We start from the raw sequence: 23,022 nt of genomic DNA on the forward strand, positions 1-23,022 counted from the left end.
TCTTAGTTTTCATCAACCCAGGAGTCCATCCCATGTCCACCACCACCGCTTCCACCTTCACGGCCCCGGCCAACGCCGGCGCAGCCCAAGATTCGCTGGCGCTCCTCGGCCGCGTGCTGCTGGCGCTGCTTTTCATTCCGGCAGGTTTCGCCAAGCTGACCGGCTTCGCGGGTACCGCCGGCTATATCGCCTCGGTCGGCCTGCCGCTGCCGCAACTCGGCGCGGCGATCGCGATCGCCGTCGAGCTCGGTCTCGGCGTCCTGCTCCTGGTCGGTTTCAAGACCCGCCTGTCGGCTGTCGTCATTGCGCTGTTCACGGTGGCGGCCGCGATCTTCTTCCACAACTACTGGGCCCTGCCGGCCGAGAAGGCGTACGTCAACCAGCTGATGTTCTTCAAGAACATCGCGATCGCCGGTGGCCTGTTCGCGATCGCGGCCTTCGGTGCCGGTCGCTTCTCCATCGATAAGAAGTAGCTCGCCCCCAGGTTGCCCGCACTTCGTGTCGGGCGCCCACCCCCTACCGGGGGCAACACCAGCGGACTGGCAAAGCCAGATCCGCGGTGTTTCACCGACGGGCCTGGCTGCGCCGGCCGGGGTTTGCGTACGATGCGCAATCAGTAATTGACACGGGAAAATCTGATGGCGGACATCGTTGTGGTCTTTCATTCGGGCTACGGCCACACGCAGCGCGTCGCGCAGGCGGTGGCCGACGGCGCGGGAGCCCATTTACTGGCGATCGACGCCGATGGCAATCTTCCGCCCCATGGCTGGGAACTGCTGGCGGCGGCGGACGCGATCATCATGGGCGCGCCCACCTACATGGGTGGCCCGAGCTGGCAGTTCAAGAAATTCGCGGACGCCTCTTCCAAGGTCTGGTACGTCCAGGGCTGGAAGAACAAGCTCTTCGCGGGCTTCAGCAACAGCGCCGCCATGAACGGCGACAAGGACGCCACGCTGACCTACCTGTGGCACCTGGCCATGCAGCACAGCGGCCTCTGGGTCAGCCTCGGCATCATGCCGGCCAACAGCAAGGCGGCCCGGCGCGACTCGATCAACTACGTCGGCGGCTACAACGGCCTGCTGACCACCTCGCCCTCCGATGCGAGCCCGGCCGAGATGGCACGGGGCGACCTCGACACCGCGATCGCATTTGGCGAACGCGTGGCCGAGGTGGCAAGATTACAACGATGAAACACCCCCGAAGCGCCTGCGGCGCTGCCCCCTCGAGGGGGCGATACCAGCGGCCCTGCGAAGCCGGTTCCGCGGTATCCCTGGAATGGACCCGTGCCGGGTTCATGGGGTGGAAAACGCAACCCTTTATCAAGGAATCACGATGACCGCACCGCTCCTGCTTCAACCGCACGACAAGGATCTGGGCGGCGGCTTCAACGTCCGGCGCCTGCTGCCGTCGGCGAAGCGCCGCTCGGTCGGCCCCTTCGTCTTCTTCGACCATTTCGGGCCGGCCACCGAGACGCCCGGAAAGGCGCATGACGTGCGGCCGCATCCGCACATCGGCCTGGCCACCGTCACTTACCTCTTCGAGGGCGCGATGATGCATCGCGACAGCCTCGGCAGCGTGCAGGAGATCCGTCCCGGCGCGATCAACTGGATGACCGCGGGGCGCGGCATCGTGCATTCGGAGCGCAAGCCCGAGTCGCTGCTCGACGCCACCTATGTGAACCACGGGCTCCAGCTCTGGGCTGCCTTGCCGCAGGCCCACGAAGAGGTCGAGCCCAGCTTCGTGCACACCGAGGCGGCGGACATTCCGGCACTGGACGTGCAGGGCGTGCCGGTCCGGGTGCTGGTCGGCGAAGCCTTCGGCGTCCGCTCGCCGGTCGCGACCTTGTCGCAGACCCTGTATCTCGACCTCGCGCTGCCGGCGGGCGCGCGCTTCGAGCTGCCGGCGCTGGCGCCCGAGCTGGCGATCTATCCGGTCGACGGCGACCTCACGCTCGACGGCATGCCGGTGGCGCGGCACACCATGGCGATGCTGCCCGAAGGCGCAGGCGGCATGCTGGCGGCGGAGCGTGCGGTCCGTCTCGTGGTGATCGGCGGCGAGCCGCTCGACGGCCCGCGCTTCATCACCTGGAACTTCGTCTCGAGCCGGCGCGAGCGCATCCTCGAGGCGGGCGCCGAGTGGGCCGCCCAGCGCCTGGGACAGGTGCCCGGCGAGACCGAATTCATCCCGCTGCCGGGGCATCCGTTCCAGGTGCAGTCTTAGGAATTCAGCGCTTGATCGCCAGGTCCGGGTCTTCCTGCGCCCGGGCGCTGGCGCGGTTCGAACGCGCGCTCAAGTCGGGCGCCAGGGACTCCCGGCCATCGAACACGAAGCATTCGCCGTGGTAGTGCGCACCGCCGACCTGCTCGAAGTACTTGAGGATCCCGCCTTCGAGTTGCAGCACGTCGGCGACGCCTTCCTCGCGCATCAGGATCGCGGCCTTCTCGCAGCGGATGCCGCCGGTGCAGAAGCTCACGACCGTCTTGCCGGCGAACGCTTGCGCATGTCGGGTCAGCGCCTTCGGGAATTCGGTGAACTTGCTGATCCGCCAGTCGATCGCGCCATCGAACGTGCCGTGATCGACCTCGAAGGCATTTCGCGTGTCGAGCAGCGCGATCGGCTTGCCGGCATCGTCGTGCCCCTGGTCGAGCCAGCGCTTCAGGGTCGGCGCATCCACGCCCGGCGCGCGGCCCGCGGCCGGCTGGATCGCGGGATGGTCCATCCGGATGATCTCGCGCTTCCGCTTGACCAGCATGCGCCGGAACGGCTGCGCCTGCGACCAGCTCTCCTTGGCCTCCAGATCGGCGAAGCGCGGATCGGCGCGCAGTTCGCCCAGGAACGCCCGGACGTGGTCCTTTTCCCCTGCGAGAAACAGGTTGATGCCCTCGGGCGCGAGCAGGATGGTGCCCTTGAGCGCCAGCGCATGGGTGCGGGCACGCAAGTGCTCGCGCAGGTCGGCGCCGTCGTCGATGCCGACGAACTTGTAAGCCGCGATATTGAGTATTTCTTGCACGGGAGGCGATTGTAGGGATGCCCGCATCACATCGTGGAGGCGGCGTTTTCTACAATGACCGGATGTTCGTTCACCTGCGCCTGCACACCGAGTTTTCCGTCGTCGACGGTACCAACCGCATCGATGAAGTCGTCAAGGCCGCGGCCGCCGACGGCCAGCCTTCGCTGGCGATCACCGACCTCAACAACCTCTTCGGCGCCGTCAAGTTCTACAAGGAGGCGCGCGGCAAGGGCGTCAAGCCGGTGCTCGGCACCGAGGTCTTCGTCGAAGGCCTGGGCGCCGAGCCCGGCGCCCTCACGCGCATCGTGCTGCTGGTGCAGAACAAGGAGGGCTACCTGAACCTGTCCGAGCTGCTGGCGCGCGCCTGGACCCAGAACGTCGGCCGGGGCCAGGCCCAGGCCGCCTGCAAGCTGGCCTGGCTCGAAGAATTGCAGGGCGGGCTGATCGCGCTCTCGGGCGCGCAGGCCGGACCGCTCGGCGCGCCGCTGCTGCAAGGCCAGGAGGAGCGCGCCGCGGAGATCGCGCTGCAGCTCGCCGGCCTGTTCCCGCATCGCTTCTACATCGAGCTCCAGCGCGCCGGACGGCCCGAGGACGAGCCGCACGTGATCGCGGCCGTGAAGCTCGCCGCCCGCCTGCGCTTGCCCGTGGTCGCGACGCATCCGGTGCAGTTCGCCACCGCCGACGACTACGAGGCGCACGAGGCGCGCGTCTGCATCTCCGAGGGCGAGATCCTCGGCAACCCGCGCCGGGTGCGCAAGTTCACGCGCGAGCAGTACTTCAAGTCGTCGGCCGAGATGGCCGCGCTCTTCGCCGATGTGCCGAGCGCGCTCGCCAACACGGTCGAGATCGCCAAGCGCTGCAACCTCACGCTGGTGCTCGGCAAGCCGCAGCTGCCGAACTTCCCGACGCCCAACGGCATGCCGATCGAGGAGTACTTCCGCGTCGCCTCCTTCGAAGGGCTGGAACAGCGCCTCGCCCACCTGTACCCCGAGGCCGCGAAGCGCGATGGCGAGCGGCCACGCTACGTCGAGCGGCTCGAGTTCGAGATCAACACGATCTTGAAGATGGGTTTCCCGGGCTACTTCCTGATCGTCGGCGACTTCATCAACTGGGCCAAGAAGAACGGCTGCCCGGTCGGCCCGGGACGGGGTTCGGGCGCCGGTTCGCTGGTCGCCTATGCGCTCAAGATCACCGACCTCGACCCACTCGAATACAAGCTGCTGTTCGAGCGTTTCCTGAACCCCGAGCGGGTCTCGATGCCCGACTTCGACATCGACTTCTGCCAGGGCAACCGCGACCGCGTCATCGACTACGTCAAGGACAAGTACGGCCGCGACGCGGTGAGCCAGATCGCCACCTTCGGCACCATGGCCGCACGCGCCGCGATCCGCGACGTCGGCCGCGTGCTCGACATGAGCTACATGTTCTGCGACGGCATCAGCAAGCTGATCCCGAACAAGCCGGGCAAGCCGGTGACGATCCAGTACCCGCCCGCGGACCTGTCGGAGGCCGACCGCGAAAAGTACGCGATCGCGGCCGAGCCGCAGCTCGCGGCCCGGATCGAGAAGGAGGAAGAAGTCCGCATGCTGGTCGAGCTGGCGCAGAAGCTCGAAGGCATGACGCGCAACATCGGCATGCACGCCGGCGGCGTGCTGATCGCGCCGGGCAAGCTGACCGACTTCTGCCCGCTCTACCAGCAGCCGGGCAGCGACTCGGCCGTGAGCCAGTACGACAAGGACGACGTCGAGGCGGTCGGCCTGGTGAAGTTCGACTTTCTGGGCCTGGCCACGCTGACGATCCTGGAGATCGCCAAGGACTTCATCGTCGCGCGCCACAAGGGCCAGGAGAACTTCGCCTTCGAGAACATTCCGCTGAACGACGTGCCCACGTACAAGCTCTTTTCCGAGGGCAAGACCGAGGCCGTGTTCCAGTTCGAATCGCGCGGCATGCAGGGCATGCTGAAGGACGCGCGGCCGACCCGGCTCGAGGATCTGATCGCGCTCAATGCGCTGTACCGGCCGGGCCCGATGGACCTGATCCCGAGCTTCGTGGCGCGCAAGCACGGGCGCGAGCCGGTCGAGTATCCGCATCCGCTGGTGGCCGAAATGCTCTCCGAGACCTACGGCATCATGGTCTACCAGGAGCAGGTGATGCAGACCGCGCAGATCCTGGGCGGCTACTCGCTCGGCGGCGCCGACCTGCTGCGCCGCGCGATGGGCAAGAAGAAGGCCGAGGAGATGGCCGAGCACCGCGAGATCTTCCGCAAGGGTGCCGCCAAGAACGACATCGACCAGAAGAAGGCCGACGAGATCTTCGACCTGATGGAGAAGTTCGCGGGCTACGGCTTCAACAAGTCGCATGCGGCCGCGTATTCGCTGCTGGCCTATCACACCGGCTGGCTCAAGGTCCACTACACGGCCGAGTTCTTCTGCGCCAACATGACCGTCGAAATGGACGACACCGACAAGCTCAAGGTGCTGTTCGAGGACGCGCAGAAGAACTTCGGCATCACGTTCGAGCCGCCGGACGTGAACCGCGGCAACTACCGCTTCGAGCCGGTCAACGACAAGGTCATCCGCTACGGGCTCGGCGCGGTCAAGGGTACGGGCCAACTGGCGGTCGAGGCGATCGTCAAGGCGCGCGAAGAAGGCGGCCCGTTCACGAGCCTGTTCGACTTCTGTGTGCGCGTGGACCGCCAGCGCATCAACAAGCGCACGGTCGAGGCGCTGATCAAGGCCGGCGCCTTCGATTCGCTGCAGCAGAACCGGGCCTCGCTGATCGCCTCGGTCGACCGGGCCTTCGAGTTCGCCAGCGCGACCCAGGCGAACGCGGCGCAGGTCGACATCTTCGGCGACAGCGAGCACGGCTCGGCGACGCAGGAGCCCGACATGGTCGACGCCACGCCGTGGGGCGTGAAGGAGCGCCTGACCTACGAGAAGACCGCCGTCGGCTTCTACCTGTCGGGCCACCTGTTCGACGAGGTCGCACACGAGGTGCGGCGCTTCTGCAAGCGCGAGATCGACGACCTGCTCGACAGCCGCGACCAACAGGTGATCGCGGGCATCGTGAGCGACTTCCGCATGATCAACGGCCAGCGCGGCCGGCTCGCCATCTTCAAGCTCGACGACAAGTCGGGCGCCATCGATGCGACGGCCGACGATGCGCTGTTCAACGCCAACCGCAACGTGCTCAAGGACGACGAACTGGTGATCGTGAGCGGACGCCTGCAACCGGGCCGCGGCGGCTTCGAGGCCCGCTTCCAGGTCCAGCAGGTGTGGGACCTGGCGACGGCGCGCTGCCGCTTCGGCAAGTTCCTGCGCGTGGCGATCAACGGCAAGGCGCCCGACATCGCGCGGCTGGTGAAGGATTTTCCGCCGCGCACCGAGCAGAGCGAGCACGGCGAACTGCTGCAGGGGCTGGGCGTGCGCCTGTCGCTGGCACGCGGCGGGGCGCAGGTCGAGCTGCAACTGGGCGAGCGGGCGAAGTTCTTTCCGACCGATGCGGCACTGGCGAGCTGGACGGCTCAGGCCGAGGCGGGCAAGGCGTCGGTGGTCTACGAATAGCTGAACCGCGGCCATGATTGCGCTGGACCAGAAGCTGTTCCTGCTGCTGAACGCGGACGCGGGTGCTCGGAGGTGGCTGGTCGAGGCGGGGTACTTCCTGTCCGTCCACGCCCATTGGCTGTTGCTGGCGCTCCTGGCGGGTCTGGCGATTCATCGATGGCGGCCCCTGGTCAGGCCCGTCATGGCCGCCGTGCTGGCGATCCTGCTGGGCAGCCTGGCCTGCGAACTCATTGCGCTGGTGTGGGATCGGCCACGCCCCTTCGAGATCGGCCTGGGCTACCAGCACCTGCCGCACGGTCCGAGCCCGTCCTTCCCGAGCAGCCACGCCACCGCCTACGGTGCCTTGGCATTCTCGTTTCTGCTCGTGCCGCACTACCGGTCGGTGGGCGGCCTCCTGCTTGGGCTCACGGGCCTCGTGGCCATCTCACGGGTGGTCGTCGGCGTGCACTACCCGCTGGACATCGCGATCGGCGTGGCGATCGGATGCCTTTCGGCGATCGCCGCGCACGCCTTGATCGATCGGCTGGCCGGGCCGCGGCTCGCGTCGGATGCGTGAGGCCTGAGCGCGGCCTTCAGCGCTTGGGCCGCAGCGTCACGATCAGCCTCGGCGGCACCGTGCCGTCGATGTCGCGCGGCAGCTTCTCTGTCTTCTGCAGCGCGCGCAGGGCGGCATCGTCCCAGTTCGCCAGGCCGCTGGACTTGACCAGTGCCGGCGTGCCGACGATGGTGCCGTCGGGCGCCAGCCGGACGTCGAATTCGGCGCCCGGATTGCCGCTGACCAGGTCGGCGTCGGGGAAGACCACGTTGGGCCGCACGGCCGCAGCGACCTTGCCGCCGTAGCTGCCCGAGGGGCCCGACGACTTGGCGGCGGCGCCTTCGCCGCCCGAGCCCGCCATCGCCTGCATGCGCTTGAGCGTGGCCGCGCGGTCGGCCGCGGCCTGGGCCGCCTGCTTGGTCTCGGCTTCTTTCTTTTTCGCGGCTTCGGCCTGCTTGGCCTCGGCCTCCTGCTTGCGCTTCTGCTCGGCCAGCTTCTTCTGTTCTTCTTTCTTGCGCTCGGCCTCGTCCTCGGCGCGCTCGCGGGCCTCGGCTTCGCGCTTTTCCTGCGCCGCCTTCTTCGCCGCTTCGAGCTTCTTTTGCTGCTGGGCCTGCTGTTCGAGCTCGCGCTCGCGTTCCTTCTGCTCCTTCAGCTTCTTCTCGCGTTCGAGCGCGATGTCGGGCTGCTTGGGAACCGGCGTCGGTTCCGGTGGCCGTACCGCCTGGGGTGGCGGCGGAGGCGGCGGGGGCGGCGGCGGTGCCGGCGTGGGGGTCGGGGCCGGCGGTACGGGCACCGGCGCGACGGCGCGCGGCGCGGCCTGCTGGATGGTCGAGGACCACAGCTCGGCCTCGACCGCGTCGTTCTCGGCCTCGCGCCGCCAGTTCACTCCCCAGGTCAGCGCCGCGATCAGCAGGGCATGGGCGATCAGCGCCAGCGCCACGGCGCGCGGGGTGCCGCGCTGCGGCGGCGGCGCGAATTCGGGACGGTCGGCGGCCAGCGACATCACTTCGCGCCGGTGGTCTGGACCGAGAGGCCGACGCGCTCGATGCCGCTGCGTTTCAACTGGTTCATCGCCTTCACCACGGTCTCGTACTTGACGGTCTTGTCGGCGCTGATGACCACCGGCCGGTCGGCGTCGCCGCCCTGGGCGGTCTTGGCGGCCGCGCCGATCTGCGTCATCGGGATCGAGCTGCCGCCGGTGCCGGTGGACGAATCCTTCTTGATCTGCACTTCGTCATCGCTCTTGATCACGATCTCGATCGGGCGGTCGGGCTGCTTGTTGGCCTTGTCGACGGTGGGCAGGTTGATGACGCTCGGCGTGATCAGCGGCGCCGTGACCATGAAGATGATCAGCAGCACCAGCATGACGTCGATGAACGGGACCATGTTGATCTCGTTGATCGTGCGGCGGCCGCGGCCGCGGGAGGACATGGCGGGCATGGTGCGGTGCTCCGTTCAGCGGCCGCCGGCCGGGGTCACAGTGGCCGGGTTCACGTGGGCCGTCAGGTTGCGCTGCAGGATGTTCGAGAACTCCTCGATGAAGGTCTCGAGCGCGATCGCGATCTTGTCGATCTCGCGCGCGAAGCGGTTGTAGGCGACGACCGCGGGGATCGCCGCGAACAGGCCGATCGCGGTGGCGACCAGTGCCTCGGCGATGCCAGGCGCCACGGTCGAGAGCGTCACCTGGGCCAGCGCGGCCAGGCCGGTGAAGGCGTGCATGATCCCCCAGACCGTGCCGAACAGGCCGACATAGGGAGAGACGGAGCCGACCGTCGCCAGGAAGGACAGGTTCTGCTCGACCGCATCGAGTTCGCGCTGGTAGCTGGCGCGCATGGCGCGGCGTGCGCCGTCGAGCAGGGTGGCGGCATCCGAGACGTGGCGCTCGCGCAGCTTCTGGTATTCACGCATGCCGGAGGCGAAGATGCGCTCCATCGGGCCGGCGAACTTGGCGTTCTGCGCGGCCGAGGAGAACAGCTCGTTCAGGCTGGTGCCGGACCAGAAGTCGCGTTCGAAGTCATCGTTCAACGAGCGCGTGCGCTTGAGCGCGAAGTACTTGCGGAAGATCGCTGCCCAGCTGGCAACGGAGACCAGGATCAGCAGCAGCACCACGAGCTGCACCGGCAGGCTGGCGTGGATCAGGAGGGAGAGGATCGACAGGTCTTGTTGATTCATGGCTTGAGAGGTTGAGACATGGAACCGGCAAAGTGCTCGAGGGTTCCCGAAACTTGGCGCGGGATGCGTGCGGGACGCAAGCTGGCCGCATCGACCCAGCCGATGCGAATCGTCCCCTCGCACAGCAGGGCGGGTCCAGCCGCCACGTCGGGTGCGGCTTGCTCTGATTTTGATAGCACGCGCTGGGCGATTATCAGTGACGCCGAGCCGATCTGGCGCAGCTCGGCTGTAACCAGCAGTTCGTCGTCGAGCCGGGCCGGGCGGTGGTACTTGAGCTGGGTCTCGCTGACCACGAAAATGCCGCCGGTGTCCTCGCGCAGCTGGCGTTGCGCAATGCCCATCGAGCGCAGCCACTCGGTGCGGGCGCGCTCCATGAACTTGAGGTAGTTGGCATAGAACACGATGCCGCCGGCATCGGTGTCCTCCCAGTAGACGCGGATGTTGAGCGCAAAACTCATCAGGCACCGGCCCAGGCGCGCAGCCGGGCGATCGATTCCTCGAGGTGTGCCATCGAGCTGGCGGTCGAGAAACGGATGAAGCGCCCGGTCTCGGCGGCACCGAAGTCGCGGCCCGGCGTGACCGCGACATGGGCCTGCTTCATGGCCTCGAAGGCGAAATCCCAGCTGCCCGAGATGCCGAGCTTCCCGGCGAACGAGGAACAGTCGGCCCAGGCGTAAAAAGCACCATCGGGCATCACCGGCACCTCGAGACCGAGCACCTGGAGCTGCGGGATGAACCAGTCGCGGCGCGCCTTGAATTCGGCCCGCCGGCGTTCGTATTCGGCAATGCTGTCGGCTTCGAAGCAGGCGAGCGCCGCGTACTGCGACACCGTGCTGGCGCAGATGAAGAGGTTCTGCGCCAGGCGCTCCACGGCCGGCACCAGTGCATCGGGCACCACCAGCCAGCCGAGGCGCCAGCCGGTCATGTTGAAGTACTTGCTGAAGCTGTTGATGCTGATCACCTGGTCGTCGATCGCCAGCGCCGTCTGGCCGAAGGCATCGTCGTACGACAGGCCGAGATAGATCTCGTCGATCAGCGTGATGCCGCCGCGCGCGCTCACGACCTCGTGGATGCGGCGCAGTTCGTCGGGCGCGATCGAGGTGCCGGTCGGATTCGACGGCGAGGCCAGCAGCACGCCGCGGGTGCGTTCGGTCCAGGCGGCCTCGACCTTGGCGGCGCTGAGCTGGAAGCGCTCGGCCGCGGTGGTCGGCACCAGCACGGCACGGCCGTCGGCCGCGGTCACGAAGTGGCGGTTGCAGGGATAGCTCGGGTCCGGCAGCAGCATCTCGTCGCCGGCCTCGATCAGGGCCAGGCAGGCGAGTTGCAGGGCCGCCGAGGCGCCGGCCGTGATCACGATGCGGCGCGCCGGCACGTCGACCTTGAAGCGCTCGGCGTACCAGCCGCTGATGCGCTCGCGCAAGTGATCGAGGCCGGTGGCCTGCGTGTACTGCGTGGCGCCGGCGCGCACCGCGCGCGCGGCCGCTTCCTGCACCAGGGGCGGCGCGGTGAAGTCGGGCTCGCCGATGTTCAGGAAGATCATCGGCCGGTCGGTGTGCGCGATCTCGCGCGCGAGCTTCGAGGCCGCCTTGGCCACTTCCATCACGTAGAAGGGCTCGATGCGCTCAGCGCGCCGGGAAATTCTCATGAGATCCCCTGGGCCATCATGGCTTCGCCTTGCCCGTCAGCCGGTCGGCTTCGACCTCCTGCGGCCGCAGCGTCGGCGCCAGGCCATTGAGCACCGCGTTGACATACTTGTGGCCGTCGGTGCCGCCGAATTCCTTGGTCAGCTCGATGCACTCGTTGAGCACCACGCGCCAGGGCACGTCGAGGCAATTCTGGAACTCGTAGACGCCGATCCACATCACGGCATGCTCGACGGGCGAGATCTCCTCGAGCTTGCGGTCGAGCAGCGGCACGATCAGCGCGTCGAGTTCGGCCGCGCCTTCGATCGAGCCGTGCAGCAGCGCATCGTAGTGCGCCGCGTCGGCCTTGTGGAAGCCGGCCAGGTCGCGCGTGAACTGGTCGATGGACGCCGCATCGTTGCGACCCACGAGATGCTGGTAGAGCGCCTGCAGCGCGAACTCGCGCGCCCGGCTGCGGTTCGACTTGGCGGAGGCCTTGCGGGCCCCCGTGCTGGTGAGCCCGGTGCGGGTCTGGCGCGGCTTGCCGCTGGATGCTTTGGTGTCGTCGGTCATGAAAGGGTGGCGAGCAGCCGCGCCATCTCGACCGCCACGCGCGCGGCGTCGCGGCCCTTGTCGGTCTGTCGCGCCACGGCCTGTTCGAGGTTTTCGGTGGTGAGGATCGCGTTCGCGATCGGGATGCGGTAGTCCAGCGCCAGCCGGCTCACGCTGGCGCCGGATTCGTTGGCCACCAGCTCGAAGTGGTAGGTCTCGCCGCGGATGATGCAGCCGAGCGCGACCAGCGCGTGGTAGCGCTGGCGCTCGGCCAGCGCCTGCAGCGCCACCGGGACTTCGAGTGCGCCCGGCACGCTCAGGTGCTCGATGTCGGCCTCGGCGACGCCGAGCGCCGCCAGCTCGGCGCGGCAGGCCGTAGCCAGCGCATCCGTGATGTCTTCGTTGAAGCGCGCCTGCACGATCCCGATGCGCAGTCCCTTGCCGTCGAGCGCGACGTCGGCGCCCTTGTTCGCGTGTTGCATCAGGTCTCGTCTTTCGTGATGTAGCCGGCGATTTCAAGACCGTACCCGGCTGCCATGCTCGGCATGCGGCGCGGCGTGCCAAGGAGGTTCATCTTGTGGACCCCGCACTCGCGCAGGATCTGGGCGCCGATGCCGTAGCTGCGCAGGTCCATGCGGCCGCGCTCCGGCGCCTGCGCCGGGCGTGCGGTGCCGTCGAATTGCGACAGCAGTTCGGCGCCGGTCTCACCGCAGTTCAGCAGCACGGCCACGCCCTGGCCCTGGGTGGCGATATGGGCCAGGCTGGCGTCGAGGCTCCACGAATGCAGGCCGCGATTGACTTCGAGCGCGTCGAGCACCGAGAGCGGCTCGTGCACGCGCACGTCCACCGTGTCGCCGGCATTCCACTTGCCGCGCACCAGCGCCAGGTGCACGCCGCGGCTGGGCTTGTCCTTGAACGCATGCGCCGTGAACGGGCCCCAGGCGGTCTGGATCTCGCGGCAGCCGACCTTCTCGATCAGCGTTTCGGTGTGGCTGCGGTGTTCGATCAGGGCCGCGATGGTGCCGATCTTGATGTCGTGCTCGGCCGCGAAGAGCTGCAGGTCGGGCAGGCGCGCCATGGTGCCGTCCTCGTTCATCACCTCGCAGATCACCGAAGCCGGCGAGCAGCCGGCCATGGCCGCGAGATCGCAACCCGCCTCGGTATGGCCGGCGCGCATCAGCACGCCGCCATCGACCGCCTGCAGCGGGAAGATGTGGCCGGGCTGGACCAGGTCGGAGGCGACGGCGTCGGGCGCCACCGCCGCCTGCACCGTGCGCGAGCGGTCGGCCGCCGAGATGCCGGTGGTCACGCCTTCGGCGGCCTCGATCGAGACCGTGAAGGCGGTCGAATGCTTGGCGCCGTTGCGCGCCACCATCGGCGGCAGTTGCAGCCGCTCGCACATCTCGCGCGACAAGGTGAGGCAGATCAGGCCGCGCGCATGGCGCGCCATGAAGTTGATCGCCTCGGGCGTCACGTGGTCGGCGGCGAGCACGATGTCGCCCTCGTTCTCGCGGTCTTCCTCGTCGACCAGGATCACCATCCGGCCGGCGCGCAGCTCGGCCACGATCTCCTCGACCGGGGAAATGGGCGCGGGCGCACGGCCGCTGCGCGGGGCGCCGATCGGCGTGACGGAGGCGTTCATGGGGTGCTGTCTTTCTGGGGTGGTTGGATGACGCCGGCCTGGAGCATGCGCTCCACGTAGCGGGCGACGGTGTCGATTTCGAGGTTGACCCGGCTGCCGGGCTTCAGGCCGCCGAGTGCGGTGTTCTCCACCGTGTGTGGGATCAGGTTGATGCTGACTTCGCTGCCGTCCGGGCCGTCGCTGACGCTGTTGACCGTCAGGCTCACGCCGTTGACCGTGATCGAGCCCTTGTAGGCGAGGAAGCGGGCCAGCGCGGGCGGAGCGAGCACGCGCAGTTCCCAGCTCTCGCCGACGGCTGCGAAGCGATTCACGATGCCGATGCCGTCGACGTGGCCGGAGACGATGTGGCCGCCCAGGCGGTCGCTGGCGCGCAGCGCCTTCTCGAGATTCACGCGCGTCGCGGCATCGGAAAGGCCGGCCGTCTTGTCCAGCGATTCGGCGGAGATGTCGATGGTGAACTGCTTTTGGGCCGGATCGAGCGTGGTGACGGTCATGCAGGCACCGTTGAGCGCGATGCTGTCGCCGAGCCCCACGTCGTCCAGATAGCCGTCGGGCACCGCAATGCTGAGCCGCTTGCCGTGGGATGAAGAGCTGCCGAGGTCGTGGACGGCGGCGATGCGCCCCACGCCGGTAATGATTCCGGTGAACATGAGCGCATTTTCGCAGAGATGCGGGTCGGTCTTTCGACGCGGTCCTAAAAGTGATCCCGGCCGGCGACCCGGGCGACGATCCGGAGGTCCGGTCCGATGGCCTCGAAGGACTGGAATTCAAGCGCCAGCGCGGCGCCGAGCGATGTCAGGGGGCCGCCCGCATGGGGATGGCTGGCGATGCCCAGGCCGTCGCCGATGAACTTCGGCGCCAGGTAGATCAGCAGTTCGTCGACCAGGCCTTCGCGCATCAGCGAGCCATTGAGCTTGTGGCCGGCCTCGACGTGAAGCTCGTTGACTTCGCGCCGGGCGAGGTCGCCGAGCAGGGCCGGGAGGTCGACCTTGCCGGCGGCATCGGCCAGGCAGTGCACGGTGGCGCCGCGCGCCTCGAGCGCGCGGGCCCTGTCGTCGTTGCGCGCGGCCGCGTAGATCCAGACCGGACGATCCTGGATGTCGAACAGGCGCGCGTCGGGCGGCGTCTGCAGGCGGCTGTCGACGATCACCAGGGGCGGCTGGCGCACGGTGTCGACCCCGCGCACGTCGAGCCGGGGGTCGTCCTCGATCACCGTGCCCACGCCGGTCAGGATGGCGCCGGCGCGGGCCCGCCAGGCGTGGCCGTCGGCACGCGCCGCCTCGGCGGTGATCCACTGGCTGCTGCCGTTCTCGAGCGCGGTCCTGCCGTCGAGCGATGCCGCCGCCTTGAGGCGAACCCAGGGGGTCTTGCGGATCATGCGGCTGAGGAAACCGATGTTCAGTTCGCGCGCTTCGTCAGCCTGGGGGCCGATCTCGACCTTGACGCCGGCGGCGCGCAGGCGCTCGAAGCCCTGGCCCGACACCAGCGGGTTCGGGTCGGCGATCGAGGCGACGACCCTGGCGATGCCGGCCTGGACCAGTGCGTCGCAGCAAGGGCCGGTGCGGCCGTGGTGGGCACAGGGCTCGAGTGTCACGAAGGCGGTCGCGCCAGTCGTCGATTCGCCGCGCGCCGCTGCATCGCGCAGCGCCATCACTTCGGCGTGTGGGCCGCCGGTTCGCTGCGTCTGGCCGCTGCCGACGATGCGGCCGTCGGCCGCCAGGATGACGCAGCCGACCGCGGGATTCGGCGGTGCCGTGGTGCTGGCCGCGCGGGCCAGCGAGAGGGCGAGGCGCATCGCCTCGTCGGCGGACAGCGGCAGGGATGGGGAGGGCGTCGGGATCATGCTCGGGTGGGGCTTCAGCGGTTCCAGCACTCCGCCTTGAGTTCGTCCGAAGCGTCGGGAACGGCGAGCCCCCGCACACCGGCCTGGTCGAGCGTGTAGCCGCCGCACCGGTCGGCGGCCTGGGCGCCCTGGGGACGTGCGGTCAAAGTGTAGCCGCTGCCTTGCGCGTCCGCGGGCTCGAAGCCGATCCGATAGGCGCCCGAGGGCACGCGCTGGAGCGTTTCCGGAAAGCCGGCGGCGTCCGCCGGATAGAGGCCCGTGGCCGTCGCGACGCGTTCGAGCCAGTGAGCCGCCCGCAGCAGTCCGGCGCGGGCCTCGGCGCGCAGGCTGCGCTGCAGGTAGGCCTGGTAGGCCGGCAGCGCGACCGCCGCCAGGACGGCGATCAGCGCCACGACCACCAGCACCTCGGTCAGCGTGAAGCCGCGCCGACGCCGGGCAGTCATTGCAGCTGGCGCCAACTCGGGCGCAGCAGGATGCTGTCCAGCTGCTGCACGGGCGGCGCCACCGGCATGCCGGGCGCGGACACCGCGGTCTCGAGCTTGCCGTTGCGGATGCCCACGCTCAGGCCGGCCTCCACGCGCGAGGGCTGGCCGCTGCTCGTGCGCGGCAGGTGGGCGTAGAGCGTCGACCGGGGGGCCGAGCCATTGAGGATGTCGAGGGTGGTGCGGTAGCGGCGGGCGGGCGGCGGCGGGAAATCGGTGCCTGCGCTCGCGCGGACCGCCGGCACCTGGCTCCAGACATCGATCAGGTCGCCCTCGAACCAGCCCGGGTTCTGCAGCACCCGCTCGCCCGGCAGTGGCAGATCGAGGAACCAGCCTCGCCGTGCTTCGCTGCCTGTGTACGGCACCGGATGGGAGGAGAGGGTGCCCGCGCCCTGGGCGTCCAGTTGCACGGTCTGGGCTGCCAGTCGGCTTCGGCCGTCGGTGACCGGGCCCTGGCCCGCTCCGAATTCCAGCGACGCCTCGCCCGCAGGTCGCTCGGCTGCATTGCGGCGCAGGATCGGCGTATCGTCATGGATGCCGTAGATCGTCTGCACCTGGCGCTCCGAGCCGTCGTCGGGCGCGCTTCGGCGGCCGGTCCCGAAGGCGATCTGCAGGCCGCCCTGGGGGTGGGGCTTCCAGACCGGCGCCGTGGTGATCGGCTGGTGCGCGGCCGCCGCCGATGCGTCGCGGGCCACGAACAGCGCAACGCCGCCGAAGGCCGTCTTCCAGCCGCGGGCGGCGGTCGAACGAAGGTCGAATTTCCACAGGTTGCCGAGCAGGTCGCCCGCATAGGCGACGTCGGCCGTGCCGTTGCCGTCGAGGTCGATCAGACGCGGCATGGCGAGCCCGTTGTCCCCGGCCGGGGAAGCGGTGATCTTGAGCAATTCCCGGTCGCGGTCGAGGTACTGGATCAGCAGCACCGCCTTGCCGTGGGCGCTGCGGGGGCCATTGCCGATGACCAGGGCCCAGCGACCGTCGTTCAGCTGGGTGATCTGCCGGCTGATCGAGGGATCGCCGGGTTCGGTCACGGGCTCGCCCAGGATCTCGCCGATGTCTTCGTCCATGGCGTCGGTGCCGGTGCGGTCCAGGACCACCCATCGGGCGGCCCCGGCGCTGTCGAACGCAGCCGGGTCGCTGACGTCGAGGACGAAGTAGCCCTTGCCCCCGGCGCCGAGGAAGCCCGCGAGGTAGGTTCGCCAGAGACCGGGATCGCCGCTGCCCGGGCCACCGAGGTACAGATCGCCGGCCAGCGGCGAGCCATCGACGAGGAGCTGGGGTCGGTCGTCCGGCCGTGTGAGCTGGGCCAGCCGGCCGTGCAGGCCATCGGGCACGTACGCGATTCTCTCCTCGCCGGTGGCGGCGTCGAAGCCGTGCAGCATGCCGTCGTTGGCGCCGACATAGAGCATCGATGGCCGCTGGCTCAGGGCGCGGCGGAAGCCCGCATGAGCTTCCATTGCGTGGGCGGCCGGCGGCGGCCCCGCCTGGTGCCACAGCTTCGAATTCACGATGGCGCCATGCCGGGAGGTGCGGCGGCGCAAGGGCCCGCCCGGTGTGCCGCCCTGTTCCTTGCTGCGGTCTCCGCGCAGGTAGGCCAGGCGATCCTTCGCCATCGCCTCGTCCGCGGCAGCGGGAGCGCTGCCGTCGCCGAGGGCCATGAGTGCCGTCCGCTGCGCCTCGGACAGCGCGCCCCATTCCCAGGCGATGCCGGTCGCCGGCGCTCCGCCGCCCGGACTTCGGGCCGAGAGCACGACGCGCGATGCGGGCCAGTCGCTGCCGCGGGCATCCATCAGGGAGGCCGTGGAGCGCGGGCGTGCCGGCCGGGCCGCGCTGGCGTCGCTGGCCGTGGTCGCGGGCATGACGCCCCACAGCCCGGCCGTATCGAGGGTCGCGCTCCCGGACCGGAGCCGGTAGCCGGTGATCGATCCGGTCCAGCCGGGCGGGTCGAAGGCGGCCACGAACAACGCGGCCTCGTGGCGGCTCGAACGCGCACTGGCGGCCAGCGAGCTCATCTGCGCGGTCGCCCGCAGCCCTTCCGGCTGCGCGTCGAGCACCTGGGCCGGCAAGACGCAGGCCTGGATCGCCGCGGCGAATCCGCCGGCCTGCACTGCGAATCTCCATCTCATGGTTCAGGACCTCGTCTTCTTGCGCACCAGCGTGCTCTGGATCGCCGCCTGGGTCGTCGGCTCGCGCCCGTTCGCCACCACGGTGATCCGGTAAATGAAGGGCAGGGCGGGGTCGGGCGTGAAACGCTCGGCGACGCCGCCCGCTGTCGCCGCCGCCGTGTCGCAGGGCAGCAACTCGACCCAGTACCAGCCGGGCGGCCGGGAGACCGCGACTTTCTTCATGCGCTCCAGCGCGATGCGGTCGGTCCAGAAGCGCGGCGGCACCTGGTCGGGGATGCAGATGCCCGCGGCGCACGAGGGACTGCGCTGGCCGAGCAGTTCCTGCAGCGCGAACAGTTCGGCAGGGCTGTCGGGATAGTGGCGCGCGTCGTTCGAAGCATCGGGCATGCCGGCCCCTTCGCCCAGGATGTCGGACTCGGCGTCGCGCAGGATTTCCTGCGCGGCCTCGAAGGCGCGCTGGAAATCGCTGTCGTTGCCGGTCGCCGCCTCGTCCAGCAGCGCAGTGCGGGAGGCCGTGAGCACCAGCATCGTGACCAGCAGGACGGTGACCATCATCACCAGCAGAGAGAAGCCGCGCTGTGGTGGCCATGCGGAGAGCGTCGCGTGCATGCCGCGTTCCTACCGGGTGCGCAGACGGAAGAGGTTGCGAAAGACCAGGTGCGTGCGGCCGGCACGCGGCTTGTCGGCATCGTCGCAGCCGCGGTAGTCTTTGAACGCGCCCGCGCTGATCTCGCTGCCCCGCAGATCCAGGCAGACCTCGATGGCGGTGACTGCGGCCCACCGCTTGGCGCGCTGGACGGCACCCGCATCCATGACCTGGATGCCGCTGCCGGTATCGACCCGGTAGCCGAGCTGGAAGTCCGCGACGTTGCCGATCACCGGTTGCAGGCCTTTGGCGCTGCGGCACATCAACTGTCCCTTGGCGTCGAGCGAAAAGGTGGCGCTGATCAGGTTCTCGGTTTCGACGTTGGCGCCGATGCAGTCGTACTGGGCCCAGATCCTCGGAGAGCCGGTGGCGGCAGGCCAGCGCGCGCGTGTGGCGGCCACCGAGACGCTGTCGCTGGCGCCGTCCGCGCCTTCGGTGCCGGAAATCACCGCCACGGCGTCCCCGGTCCCGGCGGCGTCGGGCGCGAAGGCGTGCAGCCCGCTGGTTTCGTCGCGCACGGGCTCCAGCGAGCCGGCCTGGCGCAGTTGCTGGCCGATGACGTGCAGCGCATACGAGCCCTGCTGCTGCAACTGGCCCAGTTCGCTGACGCTGGCGGCCGCGCTGCGCGCCAGCAACAGCGCGGCGAAAGCGGTTGCGATCACCAGCAGGCCGATCGCCATGCCCGCGAGCAGTTCGATCAGGCTCAGGCCCTGTTGCCGATGGCGCAGGCCAGGGTGCGCATCAGGGGTGGACATGGGCCAGATGACACAGGAGGCCAGCGGGACAACGCACACCGGCGGCCAGGCCGTCAATCCGGAAAGGCGCGTCGAGCGCCGGGTCGGACGGGCCATTCGCGTTGGCGTGCCAGGCGACCATCACGCCCAGTTGCCGCGGGCTGTCGCTCATCTCGAACACCACGCTGCGGCCCAGGGGCAGTGCGTTCGCGACCGCCTGCTTCCAGCGGGCGATGTCCCAGCGCGCGAGCGCTGTCGGTTCGCAGGCGGTCGTGCGGCAATCCGGGTGCGGAGGAGGTGGCAGGTCCCAGTGCGCTGCTTCGGCCGGCAGCGGGTGCATGTGCCCGGGATGGGTGCGAACGCGCTCGGCGAGATCCTCGATCAGGCGGATGGCCTGCGTCCGGTGGACGCTGGTCCGGGCATCGGCCAGGGCGCGCAGCTGCACACCGAGCAAGCCGAAGGCGACCAGCACAAGGAGGGTGAGCGACACCAGGGATTCGAGCAGCGTGATGCCGCGCTGCTCGCGGAACCGGCCAGCGTGCTTCAGCATTTGTCGGTCCCTTGGAGGGTCTGGAGCCGGCCGGCGGAGGACATGCACAGCACCCGCGCGGCGGTGCGGTCGGTGCTGCCCGGGGGCCTCAGCGTGAACCTGAAGGCGCCCAGGTTATGGAAGCGGCCCCATCGGTTCAGGTTCAGGTAGGTCGAGGGGCTGGGCACGCTCACCGTCGCCTCGACGCCGCGCAACGGTGGCCAGGCCTGGATCAGCGCCTCGCCCGGATCGCCGTCGTCGTGGCCGTCCGCGAAGACCATCCAGCCGCAGCTCCAGTCCTGGTCGCTGCGGGGCGCGCATCCGCTGGCCGATGCCCGGCGCAGGGTGACGCGGCCGCCGCGCCGCAGCGCTTCCGACCGCGCGACATGGATCGCGGACCGGAGGTCTTCTTCGGCGCTGCGCAGCCGATAGCGCTCAAGGGTCCGGCCGAAGCCCGGCATCGCGAGCCCGGCAAGGATCGCGACGATCGCGAGCACTATCAGCAGCTCGACCAGCGTGAAGCCGGCCAGGGGCGTATCGGGCAGCGAAAGCTGAAGTGAGACGGCGCGGGGCATGACGCTTCGAATGCTAGAAGCGCCAGCACCTCCGCGTGACTTCCGACGGCTCGCCGGCCCGGTCTTCGGGCCAGGCGGTCGGACGGCGGCCGAGAACGACGATTCGCGACAAAGTTGGCAGCAATCCAAACGCGCCCGGCGGGCTCAAGGCCCGGCGCGGCTCAGATATCCCTGAGCAACTGCCTGAATTCGTCGACGTCCTCGAAACTCCGGTACACCGACGCGAAGCGCACGTAGGCCACCTTGTCGAGCCGCTTGAGTTCCCGCATCACCAGTTCGCCGACCTTGGTCGACTCGATCTCGCGCAGCCCGCTGGACAGCAGTTTCTGCTCGATGCGCAGCAGCGCGTTGTCGATCTGCTCGATGCTCACCGGCCGCTTGCGCAGCGCCAGCATCATCGAGGCGCGCACCTTGGCGGTGTTGAAGTCGGCGCGGCTGCCGTCCTTCTTGACCACGACCGGGAAGTTGACGTCCGGCCGCTCATAGGTGGTGAAGCGCTTGTCGCAGGCGCCGCATTGGCGCCGGCGCCGCACGAAGTCGCCGTCTTCCGACACCCGGGTCTCGACGACCTGGGTTTCGAGGTGACCGCAGAAGGGGCACTTCATGCAGGGCGGCTCGTGTTCAGGCGTAAACCGGGAAGCGGCTGGTCAGCGCATGCACCTTGGCGCGCACCGCGTCGATGTTCGCCGCATCGCGCGGGTTCTCGAGCACGTCGGCGATCAGGTTGGCGGTGGCACGCGCTTCCTCGTCCTTGAAACCGCGGGTGGTCATCGCCGGCGTGCCGATGCGCACGCCGCTGGTGACCATCGGCTTCTCGGGGTCGTTCGGGATCGCGTTCTTGTTGATCGTCATGTGGGCCGCGCCCAGCACCGCCTCGGCTTCCTTGCCGGTGATGCCCTTGGCACGCAGGTCGACCAGCATCACGTGGCTCTCGGTGCGTCCGCTGACGATGCGCAGGCCGCGCTCGGTCAGCGTCTCGGCGACGATCTGCGCGTTCTTGACCACCTGCTGCTGGTAAGCCTTGAATTCCGGCGACAGCGCTTCCTTGAAGGCCACGGCCTTGGCCGCGATCACGTGCATCAGCGGGCCGCCCTGCAGGCCCGGGAAGATGGCGCTGTTGATCGCCTTCTCGTGCTGCGACTTCATCAGGATGATGCCGCCGCGCGGGCCGCGCAGGCTCTTGTGGGTGGTGGAGGTCACCACGTCCGCGTGCGGAACCGGGTTGGGGTAGACGCCTGCGGCCACGAGTCCCGCGTAGTGCGCGATGTCGACCATGAAGATCGCGCCGACGTCCTTGGCCACCTTGGCGAAGCGCTCGAAGTCGATGCGCAGCGAATAGGCCGAGGCGCCCGCGATGATGAGCTTGGGCATCGCATCTCGCGCCTTGCGCTCCATCGCGTCGTAGTCGATCTCTTCCTTGGCGTCCAGGCCGTAGCTCACCACGTTGAACCACTTGCCGCTCATGTTGAGCGGCATGCCGTGGGTCAGATGGCCGCCTTCGGCCAGGCTCATGCCCATGATGGTGTCGCCGGGCTTCAGGAAGGCCAGCATCACGGCTTCGTTGGCCGAGGCGCCGCAGTGCGGCTGCACGTTGGCGGCATCGGCGCCGAACAGCTGCTTGACGCGGTCGATGGCCAGTTGCTCGGCCACGTCGACGTGCTCGCAGCCGCCGTAGTAGCGGCGGCCGGGGTAGCCCTCGGCGTATTTGTTGGTGAGCTGAGAGCCCTGGGCGGCCATGACGGCCGGCGAGGCGTAGTTCTCGCTCGCGATCAGCTCGATGTGATGTTCCTGACGGGCGTTCTCGGCCTGGATGGCAGCCCAGATTTCAGGATCGGTCTGTTCGACCAGGATGTTGCGGTGGTACATGGCAGTCCTTCAAGACAATGGTCCTTGTTCTTCAACCAAACAAGGGCTGCCCAGGCGAACGGCTGAACACCTGCCACGAAGACCGCAGGCGGCACGCTTCCCAGTGGTAGTCCACGTCAGCGCAATGCACCTGAAAAGGGTTGCGCCTATCGCCAGTCGCGTGCCGGCCGAGTGTAGCCGACAGCGAGAACCGCCGCGGCCAAAGACCTAGGATTCCCCCAGCAGGGCCACTTGCGGATCGGGTTCGACGCGCTTCGGCGCCGGCGGCACGACCACCTGGACCGGGTTGGCCCGCAGCGTCGGCGGCGTGGCCGCCGGGGTGCGGCCGGCCGCGACCTGCCGCAGCCGCTCGTGCTCGGCCAGCACCTTGCCCGCATAGCCGCCGTCGTCCGCCAGGTTGGCGGCGCCGACGTAGTAGCGCAGGCCGCCTTCGAGGGAGCCGGCGCGGGCGATGCATTCCTGCAGCACCTTCACGCCCACGCGCATGTTGGTCACGGGGTCGAAGGCGGTCAAGGTGCCGCCGGCGCTTTCGTACTTCTCGCCATGGACGCGGGTCATGACCTGCATCAGGCCCTGTGCGCCCACCTGGCTCTGGGCGAAGGGGTTGAAGCTGGATTCGACCGCCATGATCGCGAGGATCAAGGTCGGGTCGAGCTTGGTCTTCTTGCCGAGCTCGAAGGCTTCGGCCACCAGGGCGCTCAGCGGCTCGGCCGCCACGCGGTATTTCTTGCTCAACCAGTAGGCGACGGCGGCCTGCTGCTTCGGCAGCACGTGCGGGCTGGCCGCGGTGGTGCGCTCGATCGCGGTGGGTTCGAGGTCGGTGGCTTCGGGCACGGGCTTGCGCGACTGCAGCCAGCCCATCAGCTGTTCCTCGCCGGTCTGGCGCAGGTCCGGGCGGGCAGCCAGCGCCAGCACTGCGAACACGGTCGCCAGCCCCAGCAGGGCGAAGCTGTTGTGGGTGATTTCGAAGAAGCCGTCGACCACGTCGGACACGAAGGTCCGTAGCCCGCGGGCTGTGGCATCGAACGCTTGTTGCATCGCTCTTCCTTTCTGTGCGGCACCCGTTCGCAACGTCAAGGGGACGAAAGCAGAAAGGGGAGCGGCGCTTGGATTGGTACGAATCAGGTC

General features: G+C 68.9%; 25 protein-coding genes and 1 riboswitch. Of the genes, 5 read left to right on the plus strand and 20 right to left on the minus strand.

The features are described 5' to 3' along the window. Window positions 1-32 precede the first annotated feature (32 nt). The 3 genes from AC1DYK_RS03120 to AC1DYK_RS03130 all read left to right on the plus strand — a co-directional run bounded on the left by AC1DYK_RS03120 (window position 33) and on the right by AC1DYK_RS03130 (window position 2,220). On the plus strand, window positions 33-473 hold the full coding sequence (locus tag AC1DYK_RS03120) for a DoxX family protein (RefSeq protein ID WP_478164926.1): 441 nt from the start codon (window positions 33-35) through the stop codon (window positions 471-473). Between the two features lie 165 nt (window positions 474-638). Beyond that, window positions 639-1,190, plus strand: coding sequence for a flavodoxin family protein (locus tag AC1DYK_RS03125; protein ID WP_478164927.1), 552 nt, complete (start codon window positions 639-641; stop codon window positions 1,188-1,190). Window positions 1,191-1,332: 142 nt separating this feature from the next. Next, the gene (locus tag AC1DYK_RS03130; protein WP_478093276.1) at window positions 1,333-2,220 is read left to right on the plus strand and encodes a pirin family protein; all 888 of its coding nucleotides are present in this window, start codon (window positions 1,333-1,335) and stop codon (window positions 2,218-2,220) included. Window positions 2,221-2,224: 4 nt separating this feature from the next. Here the strand turns inward: AC1DYK_RS03130 and AC1DYK_RS03135 are convergent, their stop codons facing one another. Continuing rightward, complete coding sequence (locus AC1DYK_RS03135) at window positions 2,225-3,010, minus strand: sulfurtransferase (protein ID WP_478093274.1); 786 nt, start codon at window positions 3,008-3,010, stop codon at window positions 2,225-2,227. A gap of 62 nt (window positions 3,011-3,072) precedes the next feature. Between AC1DYK_RS03135 and dnaE the strand changes: the two genes are divergently transcribed. Continuing rightward, on the plus strand, window positions 3,073-6,573 hold the full coding sequence (gene dnaE, locus AC1DYK_RS03140; RefSeq protein ID WP_478164928.1) for a DNA polymerase III subunit alpha: 3,501 nt from the start codon (window positions 3,073-3,075) through the stop codon (window positions 6,571-6,573). 13 nt (window positions 6,574-6,586) lie between these two features. Beyond that, window positions 6,587-7,129 carry a phosphatase PAP2 family protein gene (locus tag AC1DYK_RS03145; RefSeq protein ID WP_478164929.1) on the plus strand — a complete coding sequence of 181 codons (543 nt, stop codon included), beginning with the start codon at window positions 6,587-6,589 and terminating at the stop codon, window positions 7,127-7,129. Between the two features lie 16 nt (window positions 7,130-7,145). On the opposite strand, the gene tolA is transcribed toward AC1DYK_RS03145, so the two are convergent. The 19 genes from tolA to AC1DYK_RS03240 all read right to left on the minus strand — a co-directional run bounded on the left by tolA (window position 7,146) and on the right by AC1DYK_RS03240 (window position 22,932). Continuing rightward, a complete protein-coding gene (gene tolA / locus AC1DYK_RS03150) occupies window positions 7,146-8,111 on the minus strand; it encodes a cell envelope integrity protein TolA (RefSeq protein ID WP_478164930.1) in 966 nt (321 codons plus the stop codon). Then, entirely contained in the window at window positions 8,111-8,548 is a 438-nt protein-coding gene (locus AC1DYK_RS03155) for an ExbD/TolR family protein (RefSeq protein WP_478091327.1), read from the minus strand. Before AC1DYK_RS03155 ends, tolA begins: the two co-directional genes overlap by 1 nt. Window positions 8,549-8,563: 15 nt before the next feature. After that, window positions 8,564-9,280 carry a protein TolQ gene (gene tolQ, locus AC1DYK_RS03160; protein WP_478091329.1) on the minus strand — a complete coding sequence of 239 codons (717 nt, stop codon included), beginning with the start codon at window positions 9,278-9,280 and terminating at the stop codon, window positions 8,564-8,566. Further along, window positions 9,277-9,738, minus strand: a complete 462-nt coding sequence (ybgC, locus tag AC1DYK_RS03165) for a tol-pal system-associated acyl-CoA thioesterase (RefSeq protein ID WP_478164931.1) — start codon at window positions 9,736-9,738, stop codon at window positions 9,277-9,279. Before ybgC ends, tolQ begins: the two co-directional genes overlap by 4 nt. Beyond that, entirely contained in the window at window positions 9,738-10,925 is a 1,188-nt protein-coding gene (locus tag AC1DYK_RS03170) for a pyridoxal phosphate-dependent aminotransferase (protein WP_478164932.1), read from the minus strand. The genes ybgC and AC1DYK_RS03170 overlap by 1 nt, the downstream gene beginning before the upstream one ends. A 16-nt stretch (window positions 10,926-10,941) precedes the next feature. Beyond that, window positions 10,942-11,475: a transcription antitermination factor NusB gene (gene nusB / locus AC1DYK_RS03175; protein ID WP_478164933.1), complete on the minus strand. Its 534-nt coding sequence runs from the start codon at window positions 11,473-11,475 to the stop codon at window positions 10,942-10,944. Then, window positions 11,472-11,936: a 6,7-dimethyl-8-ribityllumazine synthase gene (gene ribH / locus AC1DYK_RS03180; protein ID WP_478091335.1), complete on the minus strand. Its 465-nt coding sequence runs from the start codon at window positions 11,934-11,936 to the stop codon at window positions 11,472-11,474. The genes nusB and ribH overlap by 4 nt, the downstream gene beginning before the upstream one ends. Continuing rightward, complete coding sequence (ribBA, locus tag AC1DYK_RS03185) at window positions 11,936-13,096, minus strand: bifunctional 3,4-dihydroxy-2-butanone-4-phosphate synthase/GTP cyclohydrolase II (RefSeq protein WP_478164934.1); 1,161 nt, start codon at window positions 13,094-13,096, stop codon at window positions 11,936-11,938. The genes ribH and ribBA overlap by 1 nt, the downstream gene beginning before the upstream one ends. Beyond that, on the minus strand, window positions 13,093-13,746 hold the full coding sequence (locus AC1DYK_RS03190) for a riboflavin synthase (protein WP_478164935.1): 654 nt from the start codon (window positions 13,744-13,746) through the stop codon (window positions 13,093-13,095). Before AC1DYK_RS03190 ends, ribBA begins: the two co-directional genes overlap by 4 nt. 44 nt (window positions 13,747-13,790) lie before the next feature. Next, window positions 13,791-14,939 carry a bifunctional diaminohydroxyphosphoribosylaminopyrimidine deaminase/5-amino-6-(5-phosphoribosylamino)uracil reductase RibD gene (ribD, locus tag AC1DYK_RS03195; RefSeq protein ID WP_478164936.1) on the minus strand — a complete coding sequence of 383 codons (1,149 nt, stop codon included), beginning with the start codon at window positions 14,937-14,939 and terminating at the stop codon, window positions 13,791-13,793. A gap of 14 nt (window positions 14,940-14,953) precedes the next feature. Further along, window positions 14,954-15,382: a type IV pilin protein gene (locus AC1DYK_RS03200; RefSeq protein WP_478164937.1), complete on the minus strand. Its 429-nt coding sequence runs from the start codon at window positions 15,380-15,382 to the stop codon at window positions 14,954-14,956. After that, a complete protein-coding gene (locus tag AC1DYK_RS03205) occupies window positions 15,379-17,544 on the minus strand; it encodes a pilus assembly protein (RefSeq protein WP_478164938.1) in 2,166 nt (721 codons plus the stop codon). Before AC1DYK_RS03205 ends, AC1DYK_RS03200 begins: the two co-directional genes overlap by 4 nt. A 3-nt stretch (window positions 17,545-17,547) precedes the next feature. Continuing rightward, complete coding sequence (locus AC1DYK_RS03210) at window positions 17,548-18,153, minus strand: pilus assembly PilX family protein (protein WP_478164939.1); 606 nt, start codon at window positions 18,151-18,153, stop codon at window positions 17,548-17,550. Window positions 18,154-18,162: 9 nt separating this feature from the next. Next, window positions 18,163-18,945 (minus strand): PilW family protein, encoded by a 783-nt coding sequence (locus AC1DYK_RS03215; RefSeq protein ID WP_478164940.1) that lies wholly within the window; start codon window positions 18,943-18,945, stop codon window positions 18,163-18,165. After that, window positions 18,932-19,474, minus strand: coding sequence for a type IV pilus modification protein PilV (locus AC1DYK_RS03220; protein WP_478164941.1), 543 nt, complete (start codon window positions 19,472-19,474; stop codon window positions 18,932-18,934). Before AC1DYK_RS03220 ends, AC1DYK_RS03215 begins: the two co-directional genes overlap by 14 nt. After that, a complete protein-coding gene (locus AC1DYK_RS03225; RefSeq protein WP_478164942.1) occupies window positions 19,468-20,028 on the minus strand; it encodes a GspH/FimT family pseudopilin in 561 nt (186 codons plus the stop codon). Before AC1DYK_RS03225 ends, AC1DYK_RS03220 begins: the two co-directional genes overlap by 7 nt. Before the next feature lie 161 nt (window positions 20,029-20,189). Beyond that, complete coding sequence (nrdR, locus tag AC1DYK_RS03230) at window positions 20,190-20,633, minus strand: transcriptional regulator NrdR (protein ID WP_442282704.1); 444 nt, start codon at window positions 20,631-20,633, stop codon at window positions 20,190-20,192. A gap of 16 nt (window positions 20,634-20,649) precedes the next feature. Next, window positions 20,650-21,894, minus strand: coding sequence for a serine hydroxymethyltransferase (gene glyA / locus AC1DYK_RS03235; RefSeq protein ID WP_478164943.1), 1,245 nt, complete (start codon window positions 21,892-21,894; stop codon window positions 20,650-20,652). 41 nt (window positions 21,895-21,935) lie between these two features. Beyond that, a riboswitch (ZMP/ZTP riboswitch) is annotated at window positions 21,936-22,064 on the minus strand. A 37-nt stretch (window positions 22,065-22,101) separates the two neighbouring features. Continuing rightward, a complete protein-coding gene (locus tag AC1DYK_RS03240) occupies window positions 22,102-22,932 on the minus strand; it encodes a lytic transglycosylase domain-containing protein (protein ID WP_478164944.1) in 831 nt (276 codons plus the stop codon). Window positions 22,933-23,022 lie beyond the last annotated feature (90 nt).

The organism is Variovorax sp. P2_H12 (assembly GCF_056403395.1).